This is a genomic window from Streptomyces sp. NBC_00490 (assembly GCF_036013645.1).
In the GTDB taxonomy this organism is placed as follows: domain Bacteria; phylum Actinomycetota; class Actinomycetes; order Streptomycetales; family Streptomycetaceae; genus Streptomyces; species Streptomyces canus_F.
In genome coordinates this window covers 5,813,356-5,830,720 of sequence record NZ_CP107869.1, presented here as the reverse complement: position 1 = coordinate 5,830,720, position 17,365 = coordinate 5,813,356, and the positions used below count along the sequence as shown (strand labels likewise).

The window sequence follows — 17,365 nt, the reverse complement described above, 5'->3', positions numbered from 1 at the left end:
CGTCTCTCTCGGGGGCAAAACAGCACACTCTCCTCAGCAATCCCGCCCCCAGGACCAAGTCGCCATCGATCCTAAGCGAAGGGTCGAGCGAGTTGGACTACTCGGTCAGTGCCGTCCTCAAGCGTTTCTCGTCCACGCGCCAGAACGTGTGCTGGTCCCCGTCGACCAGGACGACCGGGATCTGTTCCCAGTACTGGTCGTGGAGTTGGGGATCCTGGGAGATGTCCTTCTGCTCCCAGGGGACCCCCAGATCCCCGCACACCCGCTCGATGACGATCTGTGCGTCATCACACAGATGGCATCCCGGCTTACGGATAAGGGTGACGAGCCGGTCCTCGGGAGCCTTGGCCGGCTTGCGGCGGAAGATGGGACTCATGTCGGCCATTCTCGCGCGGTCGGCGCCGGGCCGGGATCCGCTTGTTTAACGGCCCGGTCGCGGAGAGTTCACACCCTTCGAACCTCTCGGCTCCGGAAGCTCCGAACAAACTGGCTATGCTCACGCCATGGCCGCTCTCGGATGGCTCACTCCCCGTAGGCGCTCCGCCACGGCGCGGAGCGTGTTGGCAGGCGAGGCCTCGGCGGAGGCCGCTCGCAAGTCGTCACAGGAGGTCGAGGAGACCTCCGCCCCAGGTGGGGAACCGGTGTTCCCGGTACTCGGCGACGACAAGGCAGCCGCCTTCTTCGACCTCGACAACACCGTCATGCAGGGTGCGTCGCTGTTCCACTTCGGCCGGGGCCTGTACAAGCGGAAGTTCTTCGAGACCCGCGACCTCGCCCGGTTCGCCTGGCAGCAGGCGTGGTTCAGGCTGGCCGGCATCGAGGATCCCGAACACATGCAGGAGGCCCGCGACTCGGCCCTGTCGATCGTGCAGGGCCACCGCGTCTCCGAGCTGATGTCCATCGGCGAGGAGATCTACGACGAGTACATGGCCGAACGCATCTGGCCCGGCACCCGCGCCCTCGCCCAGGCCCACCTGGACGCGGGCCAGAAGGTGTGGCTCGTCACAGCGGCCCCCGTGGAGATCGCCGGGGTGATCGCCCGCCGCCTCGGCCTGACCGGCGCCCTCGGCACGGTGGCGGAGTCGGTGGACGGCGTCTATACGGGCAAGCTGGTGGGCGAACCCCTGCACGGCCCCGCGAAGGCGGAGGCGGTCCGAGCGCTGGCATCGGCGGAGGGCCTGGACCTGAACCGCTGCGCCGCCTACAGCGACAGCCACAACGACATCCCCATGCTCTCCCTGGTGGGCCACCCCTACGCGATCAACCCGGACGCCAAGCTCCGCAGGCACGCGAGGAACCTGGACTGGCGTCTGAGGGACTACCGAACGGGCCGCAAGGCGGCAAAGGTCGGCATCCCCGCGGCAGCAGGCGTAGGAGCGGTTGCCGGAGGCACTGCGGCCGCGATCGCTCTGCATCGCCGCCGCAGGTGACGAGTCTGCTCGCGCCCGAATCACCTTGAATACCCCCCACCTCCTCCATCCAGTCCTCTTGTCGGCACACGGCCACAACACGCCCCGACCATGACCGGAACTCGATCTCATCTGATCAACAACCGGTCACTCTGCGGCACTTGAACGGGCGTCATTCGGTTACAGAAGCGACGTAATCGATGATTTGAGCAACTGGGTGTAGCAGTGCCTGCACGAAGCGTTATTCTCCTCAGACGCAAACCGGTACCCCTCCGTCGCTACGACGGGTGAACGGTCCCGCACTGCACGTGATGGAAGCTCTGCCTCTGGGAGTCCCGTGTACCCACACGTCGGGGTTGACGCCTCGGGCCTGGCTACGCTGCGCGCAACGGTCCAAGACCTGTTGCGCGGCTTCGTCCCCACCGCGTACGCCGTCCCCGCCCTCGCCGTAGCCACGGCACCGATCGGCCCGTGCTACGCACTCGCCGACGGTTCCGCGGCTGTCGGCAGAAGAGGGCGTTCGACCGGCACCACCGCCGCGCGCCGACCGGCCGCGGACAGCGACAGCGCCCGCATGATGGACCTCGTGGAGCGTGCCCAGGCCGGCGAGGCCGACGCCTTCGGACGCCTCTACGACCAGTACAGCGACACCGTCTACCGGTACATCTACTACCGGGTGGGCGGCAAGGCGACCGCCGAGGACCTCACCAGCGAGACGTTCCTGCGCGCGCTGCGCAGGATCGGCACCTTCACCTGGCAGGGCCGTGACTTCGGCGCCTGGCTTGTGACGATCGCCCGGAACCTCGTCGCCGACCACTTCAAGTCCAGCCGTTTTCGTCTCGAAGTGACGACCGGCGAGATGCTCGACGCCAACGAGGTCGAGCGGTCACCGGAGGACTCCGTCCTGGAGTCCCTCTCCAACGCCGCCCTCCTGGACGCCGTGCGCCGCCTCAACCCACAGCAGCAGGAGTGTGTGACGCTCCGCTTCCTCCAGGGCCTCTCGGTCGCCGAGACCGCCCGGGTGATGGGCAAGAACGAGGGCGCCATCAAGACCCTGCAGTACCGGGCCGTGCGCACCCTCGCCCGGCTCCTCCCGGACGACGCCCGCTGAGCGAACACGCCCCGTAGCATCCAACTCGCTCTCAGTGAGAGTCCGTTGACTTCCCGATCCGATCATCCGCCGTCCGTAACCCAAGTGCCGCGTTGCTCGTTGTGCGGGATGCAGGCTCCCTGTGGTCACTCCCTGGCCGACTTCGATCACTCGATCGAGTGGACGAGGTCAGGGCGTGCAACCCTCAGGACCCCCTGGGGAGTCGACCGTCATGACGAGAGGAGGTGCCGCCAGTGATCGCGAACGTATCGGCACACCGGCGGGCGAACGCCTTCGCCCAGGCCCTGGAGGAGCAGTCCGGCCAGGGCCCGGCGGCCGAGCAGTCCGAAGGACCGGCGCCGGACTCGGCAGCTGCGGAACAGACCGAACAGGGCCGCATGCTGGCCCTTACGGAATGTCTCGACGAGCTGCCCAGGCCGAAGCTGGACCCCGCGGTCAAGGTCGTCCAGCGGGCCCAGCTGGTGGCCGCGTTCGAGGCCATGCTCCAGGAAGGTGCCGCCGGAGGCGAGGCAGCGGATCCTTCGGTGCCCGAACAGCGCTCCCATCGGGCGCGGGGTTCGCACCGGGCGTCCCCGCTGGGCAAACTGCGACCGCGTTCCCGACTGACCAAGGGCCTCGCGGCCGGCGGACTCAGTGTCGGGGTCGCCGCGGGTGCCTTCGGCGGAGTCGCCGCCGCCAGCTCGGACGCCCTCCCGGGCGACTCGCTGTACGGCTTGAAGCGCGGCATCGAGGACTTCAAGCTCAACTATCTGTCCGACGGGGACGACGAGCGCGGCCAGGGCTATCTCGACCAGGCCTCCACGCGTCTCAACGAGGCCCGTCGGCTGATGGACCGTGACCGCGGCGGCCACCTCGATCACGAGTCCGTCGGCGAGATCCGTCGCGCCCTGTCCGGCATGCAGCACGACGCCTCCGAGGGGCACCGGCTGCTCCATGAGGCGTACGAGCGCGACCCGGGCTCCCTGGGCCCCATCCAGGCCCTCGACACCTTCTCCCGCTCGCACCGCGAGGTCTGGGGCGCGCTGCGCGACCGGCTGCCGGTGCAGCTCGGCGATGTCAGTCAGCAGGTGTCGTCGGTGTTCGAGGCCATAGACGAAGAAGTGGCCCCGTTGCAGTCCCTGCTGCCCCAGCCTCCGGCCCAGGACGGTGGTCCGGGCCGACGGCAGGGCGGTTCCGGCTCGCCGTCCACCGGCACGTCCGGCTCCGGCCGCTCGGCCGCGCCCAGCAGTGGCAACGGCACCTCGGACAGCAGCGGCTCGAACGGCAGCAAGAGTCCCAGCCATTCGTCCACGTCCGACGACGAGAGCGACGGCCTCCTCGGCGGCAACACCGGCGGCCTGCTCGACCCGACCCAGGACAGCACCAGCACGGCCTCCCCGTCCACGAGCACCCCGTCCCAGCCGGACGTCACGCTCCCGCCCCTCCTCCCGGGCCTCCTGCCCGGCCTGGGCATCGACGGCGAGGACGCGAACTAGTCCTTCCGGTACGACGGTGGGGGCGCCCTTCTCCCGAAGGGCGCCCCCACCGTCGTACCCCTAGAAGAAGACCGACCGCCGCTGCACCAGCAACTTGTAGAGCGTGTGCTGGATCTGCTCTCTGACCTGGTCCGTCAGATTGAACATCAACATCGGGTCCTCGGCCGCCTCCGGCGGATAGCCGTCCGTGAGGATCGGCTCGCCGAACTGGATCGTCCACTTGGTCGGCAGCGGGATTCCGCCCAGCGGGCCCAGCCACGGGAAGGTCGGCGTGATCGGGAAGTACGGGAAGCCGAGCAGGCGGGCCAGGGTCTTCGCGTTGCCGATCATCGGATAGATCTCCTCCGCGCCGACGATCGAGCACGGGATGATCGGTGCCCCGTTGCGCAGCGCCGTGGAGACGAAGCCGCCGCGGCCGAAGCGCTGGAGCTTGTACCGCTCGCTGAAGGGCTTGCCGATGCCCTTGAAGCCCTCCGGCATCACTCCGACCAACTCACCCTGACCGAGCAGCCGCTGGGCGTCCTCCGCGCAGGCCAGGGTGTGGCCGAGCTTGCGGGCGAGCTCGTTGACCACCGGCAGCATGAAGACCAGGTCCGCGGCGAGCAACCGGAGATGCCGGCCCGCGGGATGGTTGTCGTGGACGGCGACCTGCATCATCAGACCGTCCAGCGGGAGCGTCCCGGAGTGGTTGGCGACGATCAGCGCGCCACCCTCCGCCGGGATGTTCTCGATGCCCTTCACCTCGACCCGGAAGTACTTCTCGTACACCGGCCGCAGCAAGGACATCAGGACCTGGTCGGTCAGCTCCTCGTCGTAACCGAAGTCATCGACGTCGTAGTCACCGGTGAGCCGGCGCCGCAGGAAGGAGAGCCCGCCCGCGATCCGCCGCTCGATACCGCCGTCGTTCTGCGCCTGCTGCGGCGGCTGTTCCTCACGCGTCACAGGGACATCATCCTGCCCCGGCGCCTCGCTGGGCAGGGGCTGGACCTCTCGGACCACCGCGGGCTCGGCCCCCTTGCGCCTGCTCCCCGCGCTCCGGCGCCGCGACGGCCGCTGTACGGCAGCCCCGCGGGACCGGTCGTCGTCGAACGGAATGACCTTGGCGTCCGCCATCGTTGATGCGCTCCTCAGTTGGCGCTCTGCGTCGTGGGGTGGCCGCCGCCCAGGACAGGCAGCGCGGCGATCCGGTCGACGGCCCCCGCGACGGCCTCCGGCGGCACCAGTCCGGGTCCGCGGCCGCGCGCGAAGTCCGCGAACGTCTCCGCCGTCGTGTACTTCGGCTGGAATCCGAGCGTCTCGCGCATCTGGTCCGTCGACACGACCCGGCCGTGCGTGAGCAGCCGGATCTGCTCGGGCGAGAAGTCCGTCATCCCGAGCGTACGCACCAGCGATCCGGCCCAGGTGACCGCCGGCAGCAGCAACGGCACGGTGGGCCGCCCCAGCCTGCGCGCGCACTGCGACAGCAGCAGCACCCCGTCACCGGCGATGTTGAACGTCCCGCTGTTGAGCGTGCCCCGCCGCGGCTCGTGCGAGGCGATGCGCAACACCTCGATCACATCGTCCTCGTGCACGAACTGCAGCCGCGGGTCGTACCCGAGAACGGTGGGCAGCACGGGCAGCGAGAAGTACGAGGCGAGGGGCGTGTCGGCGCTGGGCCCCAGGATGTTGGCGAACCGCAGCACACACACGGCCACATCGGGCCGCCGCCGCGCGAACCCCCGCACATACCCCTCGACCTCGACGGTGTCCTTGGCGAAGCCGCCGCTGGGCAGCGACTTGGGAGGAGTCGTCTCGGTGAAGACGGCGGGATCGCGAGGCGCGGACCCATAGACATTGGTACTGGATTTGACGACGAGCCTTTTGACCGTCGGCGACTTCTGGCAGGCACCGAGGAGCTGCATGGTGCCGATGACGTTGGTCTCCTTGACCGTGGTCCGGCTGCCACTGCCCAGCGCCATGGCCGTCACGTCCAGGTGTACGACCGTGTCGGCGCCCGTCTCCGCGAGCACCCGCGCGATGGTGGACTGCCGGATGTCGGCCTGGATGAAATCGGCGCCGCCCAGGTGGTGTTCCGGCGGCACGGCGTCGACGGCGATCACCCGGTCCACCTGCGGGTCACGCTGGATCCGTCGTACGAACCGGCCCCCCAGCTGACGGGCCACCCCGGTCACGAGCACGACCTTGCCCAAGATTCAGCGCCTCTCTTCCAGCACTCGTCCCCCGCGTACCCTGCCGTGTTCCCCGTGTGCGGCCAACCTAGCGGGTCGATGTTGCGCTGTGATGACCGCCCAATGCACGAAGTGACGACTTCCACAGTCGTACGACGAGACCGAGCCAGTCGGTGTCAGACGTACGCACAGCGCCCGGCATCCGATTCCGGGTATGCGTGTGGCCCCCCACCGGGTGTGGTGGGGGGCCACAAATCACGCTGCTTGCGCGGCGTCGCCTTACTTCTTGTTACGACGCTGAACGCGCGTGCGCTTGAGCAGCTTGCGGTGCTTCTTCTTAGCCATCCGCTTGCGCCGCTTCTTGATAACAGAGCCCACGACTACCCTCGCTCACTTCTCATCACTCGGCGTTTGGGCGCCATGGGCCCATACGACCTACGAGGGGCTAGCCTACCCGCCTGAGCGCTGAGCTCGTAATCGAGGGGGGGAAGGGGGACCCCTGTCATGCCCTGAGGATCCCCCCGCCCCACAGCCATCAGGCGGTTTCCACCCCCACATAGCTCTCGCGAAGGTACTCGTGAACCGCTTGCTCGGGGACGCGGAAGGACCGCCCCACCCGAATCGCGGGCAGATGACCGCTGTGCACCAACCGGTACACGGTCATCTTCGACACTCGCATCACCGAGGCGACTTCCGCCACGGTAAGGAACTGAACCTCGTTCAGAGGCCTCTCGCCTGCTGCAGCCATGACACACCTGAACCTTCCGCACTCGACGGTCACCGGCTTCCCCTTCCGGTGACTCTTCGTCGTTGCGTGCTCACTCCCCAATGTAGGGGCGGGTGATGCGAGTGGGGAAGAGGTGCACCCATCGGCGGCCTACTGTGACAGACACGCTCGATTGAGTACGTAGCGGGTAAGCGGTCGGTAGTAATCAGACCGCACAGCGTCATCAAGTGGAACGACGACGGACACGACCCCCTCGGCCTCCCCCACGAAGAGCGCGGGGTCATCGGTATCGGCCAGCCCAATGGCCTCAAACCCCAGCTGACCTGCCCCGCAGACCCACCCGTGGTCCCCGATGACCAGCTCGGGGAGCACGCCGCCCTCGTCCGCGGCGGCGGCCAGGACGGTCCGAACCGGGAGGGGTGAGTGCGTGTGTGCGCCGGTCGCACGACCGGAGCTCGGCACCCCCGGTTCTCGCACGAACGCGACTCCCCGTACGTAGTCAAGGTTGTACGTGCGTAGACCGAACCGGGTCGTTATGTCGACACAGCGACCATGCGCAGGGGTGAGGACGGTACACCCCGCCGCCGACAAGGCGTCCGCCAAGGCGGCGTAGAACCCGAGCAGTCGGTGCGGATGCCCGGTCCCGAGGAGCACGGTGCCGCCACGCTGGGCAACTGCCCCGATCCGCTCGGCGAAGGCATCCAGAGCGACCAGAGTCCGCTCAGGGTCGATCACATCATGGCCTTGCGTCTGCCTCGGATCGCCAGAAACCCCACATTTATCGGCCATCAATCCGATCAAATCCCGCTGTCCCCAAGTCCACTCGGGATCGATCCCGATCAGCACTCTTGGGTCACGAGCGGCGAAAAGCCGATAACTCCGCAGGCTCTCCTCCCGGGAGGTGGCCACCGGTCCCGCCAGACGAGCAGCCAACAAATGGGCGCGCAGTGCGCCGGTGCTCAACACGGGAGTGATGGTGGCGGACGGAAGCGGGACACGGGAGGGGAACGAAGAAACACCGCACAGTTGGCGTAACGAGGCCTCCGCCCTACGCGAGCAGCCCCCGCAGCGGAAACACGGCCCGCCGAGCGGCCAGCACCGCCTGGTCCAACCGGTCCGCGGGGTCGTACCCCGCCTCCCAGTCGGCCCAACTCACCGGCCAGCGCCCGTCGGTCATCCGCATGGGCGCCAACTGCCGGGTCCGCGCGAACACTTCCTGCCGCCAGCTCTCCGGGATCACACTCTCCGGCTCCACGGCCCGCCCCGCGGCGATCCCCACCAGGTGCGTCCAGGACCGCGGCACCACATCGACCACCGCGTACCCGCCGCCGCCCAGCGCCACCCACCGCCCGTCGGCGTGCTCGTGCGCCAGGTCGTGACACGCCACCTGCACAGCCCGCTGCGCATCCAGCGAAACGGCGAGATGGGCCAGCGGATCCTCGAAGTGCGTATCGGCCCCGTGCTGGGTCACCAGCACCTGCGGCCGGAAATCGGCGACCAGCTCCGGCACGACCGCGTGAAACGCCCGCAGCCACCCCGCGTCCCCGGTCCCCGCCGGCAGCGCGACATTCACCGCACTGCCCTCCGCCGAGTCCGCCCCCGTCTCCTCCGGCCAGCCGGTCTGCGGAAACAGGGTCCGAGGATGCTCGTGCAAGGAGATCGTCAGAACCCGCGGATCCTCCCAGAACGCCGCCTGCACCCCGTCCCCGTGATGCACGTCGACATCGATGTAGGCGACCCGCTCGGCCCCCAGTTCCAACAGCCGCGCGATCGCCAGCGACGCGTCGTTGTAGATACAGAACCCCGACGCGCCCCCCGGCATCGCATGATGCAACCCGCCCGCGAAGTTCACCGCATGCAGCGCGTCCCCGCGCCACACCGCCTCGGCAGCGCCCACCGACTGCCCGGCGATCAGGGCGGACACCTCGTGCATCCCCGCGAAGGCCGGATCGTCCATGGTTCCCAGCCCATAGGCCCCATCAGCCGCCCCGGGCTCCACCGACGCCGCCTTCACGGCCTCGATGTAGTCCTCCCGGTGCACCAGCCGCAACGTCGACTCCCCGGCAGGCTTCGCCGATACGACGTCCACCTCCCGGTCCAGCCCGAAGGCGCTCACCAGCCCACGGGTCAGAGCCAACCGGACCGGATCCATCGGATGGTCCGGACCGAAGTCATAGCCCGTTACTGCCTCGTCCCACATCAGCTGTGCGCGGCCGCTCATGCCCGCCACCGTATCGGTCCGGTTGAGGGGCGAACGACCGGGCGTACACAAGCGTCACCAGCACCAACACCATCGGCACAAGCATCGCCCCGCGATAACTCCACGCATCGCCCAACGCCCCCACCAAGGGCGAACCGATCAAAAACCCGACATAGTTGAAGACATTGAGCCGAGCGACCGCCGCGTCGGAAGCCCCCGGGAACAACCGCCCGGCGGCCGCGAAGGTCTGCGGCACCAGCACACACAACCCCAGCCCCAGCAAGGTGAATCCCAGCATCCCCACCCACGCCCCGGGCGCCGAGGCCACCACCGCGAACCCGAGCGCGGCCACCACGGCCCCCGCCCGCACCACCGCCACGGCCCCGAACCGCCGCACCCCGAGGTCCCCGAGACCCCGCCCGATCAAGGTGGTGACCATGTAGACGTTGTACGGCACGGTCGCCATCTGCTCACTGCTGCCCAGCACGTCATCGAGGTACTTCGCACTCCAGTTGGAGACGGTCGAGTCCCCGATGTACGCGAAGGTCATCACCAGACACAGCGGCAGCAGCAGCTTGAACGCGACGGTCCCGCCCTCACCACCGGCCTTGTCCTCCACCGGCTCGGAGCCCCCGTCGACGTACCACCGGCTCCCCGCGAGCGCGGCCGGCAGCAGCACCACCACGACCGGCAGATACGACACGAACAGCGCGAGATCCCAGTGCGCCCCCACCCACGCCAGCGACGCCCCCACCATCCCGCCCAGACTGAACACCGCGTGGAAGCTGAGCATGATGCTCCGCCCGTACGCCCGCTGCAGACTGACCCCGAGCATGTTCATGGACGCGTCCAGCATCCCTACCGCGAGCCCGAACGCGCCGAGCGCGATCCCCAGCTCGACCGTCGAGTCACCCGCCCCGACCCCGAGCAGCGCCAGCAGGACGACGGGCTGGGCCCAGCGCAGCAGCCGACTGGGCGGTATTCGCTTCACCAGCTTCTCGGTCGACACACTCCCCACCCCGGCGAGGATGGGCACGGCGGCCAGGAAGGCCGGCAGCAACGCGTCGGAGACCCCGTACCGGTCCTGGATCGCGGGAATCCGGGTCACCAACAGGGCAAAGGCCACCCCTTGGGCGAAAAAGCTGAACGCCAACGAGGCCCTACCGCGCCGCAGCACATCTGTCATGGCGGCGAGCGTAGGGCCCCGGGCTACCCGTGGGTAGATCCAGCCAAAGATGAATTTGACTCAGCTTTGTTCAGGAGGACTCTCCAAGCCTCAGGCGGCGACCGCGACGTCCGCCTTCACGGCCTCCTCGGCGACCTTCACCTCGGCGATGAGCAGGTGCGCCATGGGCTCCGCGGCGACCACCCGGCTCACCACGAAGGCCAGCGTCATCGAACCGGCCAGGATGACGGACCCGAGCCACACCATGGTGTCCACGGGCAGGGTGTACGCCCCGACGACCCGCGCCACACACTCCGCCAGCAGGACGACGCCCCACACCACCGAGAACACCTGCTCGGCCCGAAGAAAGGCACCGGAGCCCTCCGCGGTCCCGTCGGCCAGCCGCCGCCAGGCGGCCTCCCTGGCCGAGTCCCCCCGCACCAGGAAGGGCTTGAGCCCCGCCGTCATCATCGGCCGGCCCAGCGCCACGGAGACCAGAATCCCGACCCCGATGATGCTGCTGACCCCGCTGTCCTTGGCGAGCATCAGCCGCGGGTCCCCGGAGAGCAGACCGAGCAGCAGCGACACGGCGTTCACGACGAGGATGAGAGCTGCCAGCCCATTGACCGTCCGCTCCCTCGCCACACTCCACACGGTCCGCCCGGCCGGCACCGCACTGCTCCAGGCAAGCGCCGCGAAGGTGCTCATCCCGAAGGCGTCCTTGAAGAGGTAGTACGACCCGACAGGCACCGCCACGTCCACGATCAGCGGGCCGAAGGTGTTCTGCTTGCTCGTCTTCGTCATGCCCTCAGCTTCCCGCCCGACCGGGGTCCCCCAGTAGAAACGATCGTCCGGAGCTCCGCATGACAAATGTCAGCCTTCGGATCAGACCAGCAGGTCCGCCAACTCCCCCATGTCGGAGAAGAGTTGAGTGGCACCAGCGAGCCGGTCGGCAGGCGTCATCGCGGTGAACCCGTACACGTCCATCCCGGCCGCGACCGCCGCCCGCACCCCCAACGGACTGTCCTCGACCACCACACACCGCTCCGGCGCGACGCCCATCCGCTCGGCGGCGTACAGAAACAGATCGGGCGCCGGCTTGCCCCGCCCCACATCCTGCGAACTGAAGATCCGCCCCTCCTCGAACCACCGGTCCAGGCCGGTCGTCCGGTGCCCCACCCGAATCCGCTCATGGCTCCCGGACGACGCCACGCAGTACGCCACCCCATCGGCGGCCAGCTTCTCCAGCACACCCACAGCACCGGCCACAGGCTTCAGCTCCCGCTCGAACGCGGCGAACACCCGCCCGTGAAAGACATCGTCGAAGTCCTCGGGCAACCGCTCCCCGGTCCGCTCCTCGATCAGGTCATGGATCCGATGCATCGCGGATCCCATGTAGTCACGGATGGAGTCCTCGTACGACGTCGGATGCCCGAGCTCGGTGAGGTAGCCGGCCAGCAGCCGGTTGGAGATCGGCTCACTGTCGACGAGAACGCCGTCGTTGTCGAAGATAACCAGGTCATAGCGCATGCCATTTACCCTAAACGCAAAAAAGGCCCACGCCTGATGGCGTGGGCCTTTTCTAAAATTTGTTCGGCGGTGTCCTACTCTCCCACAGGGTCCCCCCTGCAGTACCATCGGCGCTGTAAGGCTTAGCTTCCGGGTTCGGAATGTAACCGGGCGTTTCCCTCACGCTATGACCACCGAAACACTATGAAACTGTCGAACAATGCCGCACCACACCCGAAATTTTGGGTATGGGGCTGTTCGTGGTTTCAGAACCAACACAGTGGACGCGAGCAACTGAGGACAAGCCCTCGGCCTATTAGTACCGGTCACCTCCGCACGTTACCGTGCTTCCAGATCCGGCCTATCAACCCAGTCGTCTACTGGGAGCCTTAACCCCTCAAAGGGGGTGGGAATACTCATCTCGAAGCAGGCTTCCCGCTTAGATGCTTTCAGCGGTTATCCCTCCCGAACGTAGCCAACCAGCCATGCCCTTGGCAGAACAACTGGCACACCAGAGGTTCGTCCGTCCCGGTCCTCTCGTACTAGGGACAGCCCTTCTCAATATTCCTGCGCGCGCAGCGGATAGGGACCGAACTGTCTCACGACGTTCTAAACCCAGCTCGCGTACCGCTTTAATGGGCGAACAGCCCAACCCTTGGGACCGACTCCAGCCCCAGGATGCGACGAGCCGACATCGAGGTGCCAAACCATCCCGTCGATATGGACTCTTGGGGAAGATCAGCCTGTTATCCCCGGGGTACCTTTTATCCGTTGAGCGACGGCGCTTCCACAAGCCACCGCCGGATCACTAGTCCCGACTTTCGTCCCTGCTCGACCCGTCGGTCTCACAGTCAAGCTCCCTTGTGCACTTACACTCAACACCTGATTGCCAACCAGGCTGAGGGAACCTTTGGGCGCCTCCGTTACTCTTTAGGAGGCAACCGCCCCAGTTAAACTACCCATCAGACACTGTCCCTGATCCGGATCACGGACCCAGGTTAGACATCCAGCACGACCAGACTGGTATTTCAACGACGACTCCCCCTGAACTGGCGTCCAGAGTTCACAGTCTCCCAGCTATCCTACACAAGCCGAACCGAACACCAATATCAAACTGTAGTAAAGGTCCCGGGGTCTTTCCGTCCTGCTGCGCGAAACGAGCATCTTTACTCGTAGTGCAATTTCACCGGGCCTATGGTTGAGACAGTCGAGAAGTCGTTACGCCATTCGTGCAGGTCGGAACTTACCCGACAAGGAATTTCGCTACCTTAGGATGGTTATAGTTACCACCGCCGTTTACTGGCGCTTAAGTTCTCAGCTTCGCCAAGACGAATCTTGACTAACCGGTCCCCTTAACGTTCCAGCACCGGGCAGGCGTCAGTCCGTATACATCGCCTTACGGCTTCGCACGGACCTGTGTTTTTAGTAAACAGTCGCTTCTCGCTGGTCTCTGCGGCCACCCCCAGCTCACCGAGTAAATCGGATCACCAGTGATGGCCCCCCTTCTCCCGAAGTTACGGGGGCATTTTGCCGAGTTCCTTAACCATAGTTCACCCGAACGCCTCGGTATTCTCTACCTGACCACCTGAGTCGGTTTAGGGTACGGGCCGCCATGAAACTCGCTAGAGGCTTTTCTCGACAGCATAGGATCATCCACTTCACCACAATCGGCTCGGCATCAGGTCTCAGCCTTAATGAGCGGCGGATTTACCTACCACTCGGCCTACACCCTTACCCCGGGACAACCACCGCCCGGGATGGACTACCTTCCTGCGTCACCCCATCACTCACCTACTACCACCGTGGTTCGGCGGCTCCACCACTTTCCATTCCCCGAAGGGTCCGGAACGGCTTCACGGCCTTAGCATTAATGGGTTCGATGTTTGACGCTTCACAGCGGGTACCGGAATATCAACCGGTTATCCATCGACTACGCCTGTCGGCCTCGCCTTAGGTCCCGACTTACCCTGGGCAGATCAGCTTGACCCAGGAACCCTTAGTCAATCGGCGCACACGTTTCTCACGTGTGTATCGCTACTCATGCCTGCATTCTCACTCGTGAACCGTCCACCACTAGCTTCCGCTGCGGCTTCACCCGGCACACGACGCTCCCCTACCCATCCCAGCGGGCGTTGGCCCTCATGCTGAAATGACACGACTTCGGCGGTACGCTTGAGCCCCGCTACATTGTCGGCGCGGAATCACTAGACCAGTGAGCTATTACGCACTCTTTCAAGGGTGGCTGCTTCTAAGCCAACCTCCTGGTTGTCTGTGCGACTCCACATCCTTTCCCACTTAGCGTACGCTTAGGGGCCTTAGTCGATGCTCTGGGCTGTTTCCCTCTCGACCATGGAGCTTATCCCCCACAGTCTCACTGCCGTGCTCTCACTTACCGGCATTCGGAGTTTGGCTAAGGTCAGTAACCCGGTAGGGCCCATCGCCTATCCAGTGCTCTACCTCCGGCAAGAAACACACGACGCTGCACCTAAATGCATTTCGGGGAGAACCAGCTATCACGGAGTTTGATTGGCCTTTCACCCCTAACCACAGGTCATCCCCCAGGTTTTCAACCCTGGTGGGTTCGGTCCTCCACGAAGTCTTACCTCCGCTTCAACCTGCCCATGGCTAGATCACTCCGCTTCGGGTCTTGAGCGCGCTACTATGTCGCCCTATTCGGACTCGCTTTCGCTACGGCTTCCCCACACGGGTTAACCTCGCAACACACCGCAAACTCGCAGGCTCATTCTTCAAAAGGCACGCAGTCACGACTGTATGTGCAAGCACATACAGCGACGCTCCCACGGCTTGTAGGCACACGGTTTCAGGTACTATTTCACTCCGCTCCCGCGGTACTTTTCACCATTCCCTCACGGTACTATCCGCTATCGGTCACCAGGGAATATTTAGGCTTAGCGGGTGGTCCCGCCAGATTCACACGGGATTTCTCGGGCCCCGTGCTACTTGGGTGTCTCTCAAACGAGCCGTACAGATTTCAGCTACGGGGGTCTTACCCTCTACGCCGGACCTTTCGCATGTCCTTCGCCTATCCATACGGTTTCTGACTCGTCTCACAGCCGGCAGACTGTGAAAGAGAGATCCCACAACCCCCACGACGCAACCCCTGCCGGGTCTCACACGTCGTAGGTTTGGCCTCATCCGGTTTCGCTCGCCACTACTCCCGGAATCACGGTTGTTTTCTCTTCCTGCGGGTACTGAGATGTTTCACTTCCCCGCGTTCCCTCCACATACCCTATGTGTTCAGGTATGGGTGACAGCCCATGACGACTGCCGGGTTTCCCCATTCGGAAACCCCCGGATCAAAGCCTGGTTGACGGCTCCCCGGGGACTATCGTGGCCTCCCACGTCCTTCATCGGTTCCTGGTGCCAAGGCATCCACCGTGCGCCCTTAAAAACTTGGCCACAGATGCTCGCGTCCACTGTGCAGTTCTCAAACAACGACCAGCCACCCATCACCCCGGAGCTTCACTCCGAGTTCACTGGGGCCGGCGTCGAGGGGGTTCATTCCCTCAGACACCCAACAGCGTGCCCGACACCCTCACCACTCTGATCAGCTTTCCACGCTCCGAAGAGCAGTACTTGCAGCCCGAGATGACTGAGAGTGCCGAATAATCAACGTTCCACCCTTGAGCAACCAGCATCGGACATTCGCCGATGTACTGGTCCTGGACCACCAAGCAAGCTTGGCGGCCTAGATGCTCCTTAGAAAGGAGGTGATCCAGCCGCACCTTCCGGTACGGCTACCTTGTTACGACTTCGTCCCAATCGCCAGTCCCACCTTCGACAGCTCCCTCCCACAAGGGGTTGGGCCACCGGCTTCGGGTGTTACCGACTTTCGTGACGTGACGGGCGGTGTGTACAAGGCCCGGGAACGTATTCACCGCAGCAATGCTGATCTGCGATTACTAGCAACTCCGACTTCATGGGGTCGAGTTGCAGACCCCAATCCGAACTGAGACAGGCTTTTTGAGATTCGCTCCACCTCACGGTATCGCAGCTCATTGTACCTGCCATTGTAGCACGTGTGCAGCCCAAGACATAAGGGGCATGATGACTTGACGTCGTCCCCACCTTCCTCCGAGTTGACCCCGGCGGTCTCCTGTGAGTCCCCATCACCCCGAAGGGCATGCTGGCAACACAGGACAAGGGTTGCGCTCGTTGCGGGACTTAACCCAACATCTCACGACACGAGCTGACGACAGCCATGCACCACCTGTACACCGACCACAAGGGGGGCACCATCTCTGATGCTTTCCGGCGTATGTCAAGCCTTGGTAAGGTTCTTCGCGTTGCGTCGAATTAAGCCACATGCTCCGCTGCTTGTGCGGGCCCCCGTCAATTCCTTTGAGTTTTAGCCTTGCGGCCGTACTCCCCAGGCGGGGAACTTAATGCGTTAGCTGCGGCACCGACGACGTGGAATGTCGCCAACACCTAGTTCCCACCGTTTACGGCGTGGACTACCAGGGTATCTAATCCTGTTCGCTCCCCACGCTTTCGCTCCTCAGCGTCAGTAATGGCCCAGAGATCCGCCTTCGCCACCGGTGTTCCTCCTGATATCTGCGCATTTCACCGCTACACCAGGAATTCCGATCTCCCCTACCACACTCTAGCTAGCCCGTATCGAATGCAGACCCGGGGTTAAGCCCCGGGCTTTCACACCCGACGTGACAAGCCGCCTACGAGCTCTTTACGCCCAATAATTCCGGACAACGCTTGCGCCCTACGTATTACCGCGGCTGCTGGCACGTAGTTAGCCGGCGCTTCTTCTGCAGGTACCGTCACTTTCGCTTCTTCCCTGCTGAAAGAGGTTTACAACCCGAAGGCCGTCATCCCTCACGCGGCGTCGCTGCATCAGGCTTTCGCCCATTGTGCAATATTCCCCACTGCTGCCTCCCGTAGGAGTCTGGGCCGTGTCTCAGTCCCAGTGTGGCCGGTCGCCCTCTCAGGCCGGCTACCCGTCGTCGCCTTGGTGAGCCATTACCTCACCAACAAGCTGATAGGCCGCGGGCTCATCCTTCACCGCCGGAGCTTTCAACCACCACAGATGCCTGCGGTAGTGGTATCCGGTATTAGACCCCGTTTCCAGGGCTTGTCCCAGAGTGAAGGGCAGATTGCCCACGTGTTACTCACCCGTTCGCCACTAATCTCCACCGAAGTGGTTCATCGTTCGACTTGCATGTGTTAAGCACGCCGCCAGCGTTCGTCCTGAGCCAGGATCAAACTCTCCGTGAATGTTTACCCGTAATCGGGTGCACACATCACGAGAGCGGAACCACCGGCGGAATAAGCCGATGGTTCACAGCGTCCTCGCTGTGTTTTTCTTCAAAGGAACCTCATCTACGACCATGACGGCCGGAGACGGGGTATCAACTAATCTGGCGTTGATTTTTGGCACGCTGTTGAGTTCTCAAGGAACGGACGCTTCCTTTGTACTCACCCTCTCGGGCTTTCCTCCGGGCTTTTCCCTTCGGTCTTGCGTTTCCGACTCTATCAGACCGTTTCCAGTTCCGATTTCCTCGGTGCTTTCCAGGTTTCCGCTTTCGCGTTTCCCTTTCCGGCGGTTCCGACTCTATCAGATCCTTT

Annotated in this window: 13 protein-coding genes and 3 rRNA genes; 3 read left to right on the top strand and 13 right to left on the bottom strand. The window is 64.8% G+C overall.

The window, feature by feature from the left end:
• Positions 1-97: 97 nt before the first annotated feature.
• Positions 98-385 carry a glutaredoxin family protein gene (locus OG381_RS26540; protein WP_327718576.1) on the bottom strand — a complete coding sequence of 96 codons (288 nt, stop codon included), beginning with the start codon at positions 383-385 and terminating at the stop codon, positions 98-100.
• Between the two features lie 118 nt (positions 386-503).
• On the opposite strand from OG381_RS26540, the gene OG381_RS26535 reads away from it, so the two are divergent.
• From OG381_RS26535 to OG381_RS26525, 3 genes are all read left to right on the top strand, one after another.
• Complete coding sequence (locus OG381_RS26535) at positions 504-1,430, top strand: HAD family hydrolase (protein WP_307027559.1); 927 nt, start codon at positions 504-506, stop codon at positions 1,428-1,430.
• Between the two features lie 316 nt (positions 1,431-1,746).
• Complete coding sequence (locus tag OG381_RS26530; protein WP_327718574.1) at positions 1,747-2,520, top strand: ECF subfamily RNA polymerase sigma factor, BldN family; 774 nt, start codon at positions 1,747-1,749, stop codon at positions 2,518-2,520.
• Positions 2,521-2,753: 233 nt separating this feature from the next.
• Positions 2,754-3,995 carry a DUF5667 domain-containing protein gene (locus tag OG381_RS26525; protein WP_327718573.1) on the top strand — a complete coding sequence of 414 codons (1,242 nt, stop codon included), beginning with the start codon at positions 2,754-2,756 and terminating at the stop codon, positions 3,993-3,995.
• A 60-nt stretch (positions 3,996-4,055) separates the two neighbouring features.
• Here the strand turns inward: OG381_RS26525 and OG381_RS26520 are convergent, their stop codons facing one another.
• The 12 genes from OG381_RS26520 to OG381_RS26465 form a co-directional block, all read right to left on the bottom strand.
• Positions 4,056-5,108, bottom strand: coding sequence for a lysophospholipid acyltransferase family protein (locus tag OG381_RS26520; RefSeq protein WP_307027565.1), 1,053 nt, complete (start codon positions 5,106-5,108; stop codon positions 4,056-4,058).
• A 14-nt stretch (positions 5,109-5,122) separates the two neighbouring features.
• Positions 5,123-6,184 carry an NAD-dependent epimerase/dehydratase family protein gene (locus tag OG381_RS26515; protein WP_327718570.1) on the bottom strand — a complete coding sequence of 354 codons (1,062 nt, stop codon included), beginning with the start codon at positions 6,182-6,184 and terminating at the stop codon, positions 5,123-5,125.
• A gap of 258 nt (positions 6,185-6,442) precedes the next feature.
• The gene (locus OG381_RS26510) at positions 6,443-6,541 is read right to left on the bottom strand and encodes a 30S ribosomal protein bS22 (protein ID WP_003948845.1); all 99 of its coding nucleotides are present in this window, start codon (positions 6,539-6,541) and stop codon (positions 6,443-6,445) included.
• A 157-nt stretch (positions 6,542-6,698) separates the two neighbouring features.
• Entirely contained in the window at positions 6,699-6,911 is a 213-nt protein-coding gene (locus OG381_RS26505; protein ID WP_004984898.1) for a helix-turn-helix domain-containing protein, read from the bottom strand.
• A gap of 129 nt (positions 6,912-7,040) precedes the next feature.
• Positions 7,041-7,856, bottom strand: coding sequence for a phosphatase (locus OG381_RS26500; RefSeq protein ID WP_266889242.1), 816 nt, complete (start codon positions 7,854-7,856; stop codon positions 7,041-7,043).
• Between the two features lie 82 nt (positions 7,857-7,938).
• A complete protein-coding gene (locus tag OG381_RS26495; RefSeq protein ID WP_327718569.1) occupies positions 7,939-9,111 on the bottom strand; it encodes an acetoin utilization protein AcuC in 1,173 nt (390 codons plus the stop codon).
• Positions 9,062-10,276 (bottom strand): MFS transporter, encoded by a 1,215-nt coding sequence (locus OG381_RS26490; protein WP_327718567.1) that lies wholly within the window; start codon positions 10,274-10,276, stop codon positions 9,062-9,064. The genes OG381_RS26495 and OG381_RS26490 overlap by 50 nt, the downstream gene beginning before the upstream one ends.
• Before the next feature lie 90 nt (positions 10,277-10,366).
• On the bottom strand, positions 10,367-11,059 hold the full coding sequence (locus tag OG381_RS26485; RefSeq protein ID WP_327718566.1) for a VC0807 family protein: 693 nt from the start codon (positions 11,057-11,059) through the stop codon (positions 10,367-10,369).
• A gap of 81 nt (positions 11,060-11,140) precedes the next feature.
• Entirely contained in the window at positions 11,141-11,785 is a 645-nt protein-coding gene (locus tag OG381_RS26480; RefSeq protein ID WP_327718565.1) for an HAD family hydrolase, read from the bottom strand.
• 61 nt (positions 11,786-11,846) lie between these two features.
• A 5S ribosomal RNA gene (rrf, locus tag OG381_RS26475) occupies positions 11,847-11,963 on the bottom strand.
• Between the two features lie 97 nt (positions 11,964-12,060).
• Positions 12,061-15,184, bottom strand: a 23S ribosomal RNA gene (locus OG381_RS26470).
• 304 nt (positions 15,185-15,488) lie between these two features.
• Positions 15,489-17,014, bottom strand: a 16S ribosomal RNA gene (locus OG381_RS26465).
• Together the 16S, 23S and 5S rRNA genes form the textbook arrangement of a ribosomal RNA operon.
• Positions 17,015-17,365 lie beyond the last annotated feature (351 nt).

What these genes read in the sequence shown, in the direction of transcription:
- OG381_RS26490 (WP_327718567.1), bottom strand. Translation starts at nt 10,276, where the DNA reads ATGACAGATGTGCTGCGGCGCGGTAGGGCCTCGTTGGCGTTCAGCTTT.
- OG381_RS26535 (WP_307027559.1), top strand. Translation starts at nt 504, where the DNA reads ATGGCCGCTCTCGGATGGCTCACTCCCCGTAGGCGCTCCGCCACGGCG.
- OG381_RS26505 (WP_004984898.1), bottom strand. Translation starts at nt 6,911, where the DNA reads ATGGCTGCAGCAGGCGAGAGGCCTCTGAACGAGGTTCAGTTCCTTACC.
- OG381_RS26495 (WP_327718569.1), bottom strand. Translation starts at nt 9,111, where the DNA reads ATGAGCGGCCGCGCACAGCTGATGTGGGACGAGGCAGTAACGGGCTAT.
- OG381_RS26480 (WP_327718565.1), bottom strand. Translation starts at nt 11,785, where the DNA reads ATGCGCTATGACCTGGTTATCTTCGACAACGACGGCGTTCTCGTCGAC.
- OG381_RS26520 (WP_307027565.1), bottom strand. Translation starts at nt 5,108, where the DNA reads ATGGCGGACGCCAAGGTCATTCCGTTCGACGACGACCGGTCCCGCGGG.
- OG381_RS26540 (WP_327718576.1), bottom strand. Translation starts at nt 385, where the DNA reads ATGGCCGACATGAGTCCCATCTTCCGCCGCAAGCCGGCCAAGGCTCCC.
- OG381_RS26485 (WP_327718566.1), bottom strand. Translation starts at nt 11,059, where the DNA reads ATGACGAAGACGAGCAAGCAGAACACCTTCGGCCCGCTGATCGTGGAC.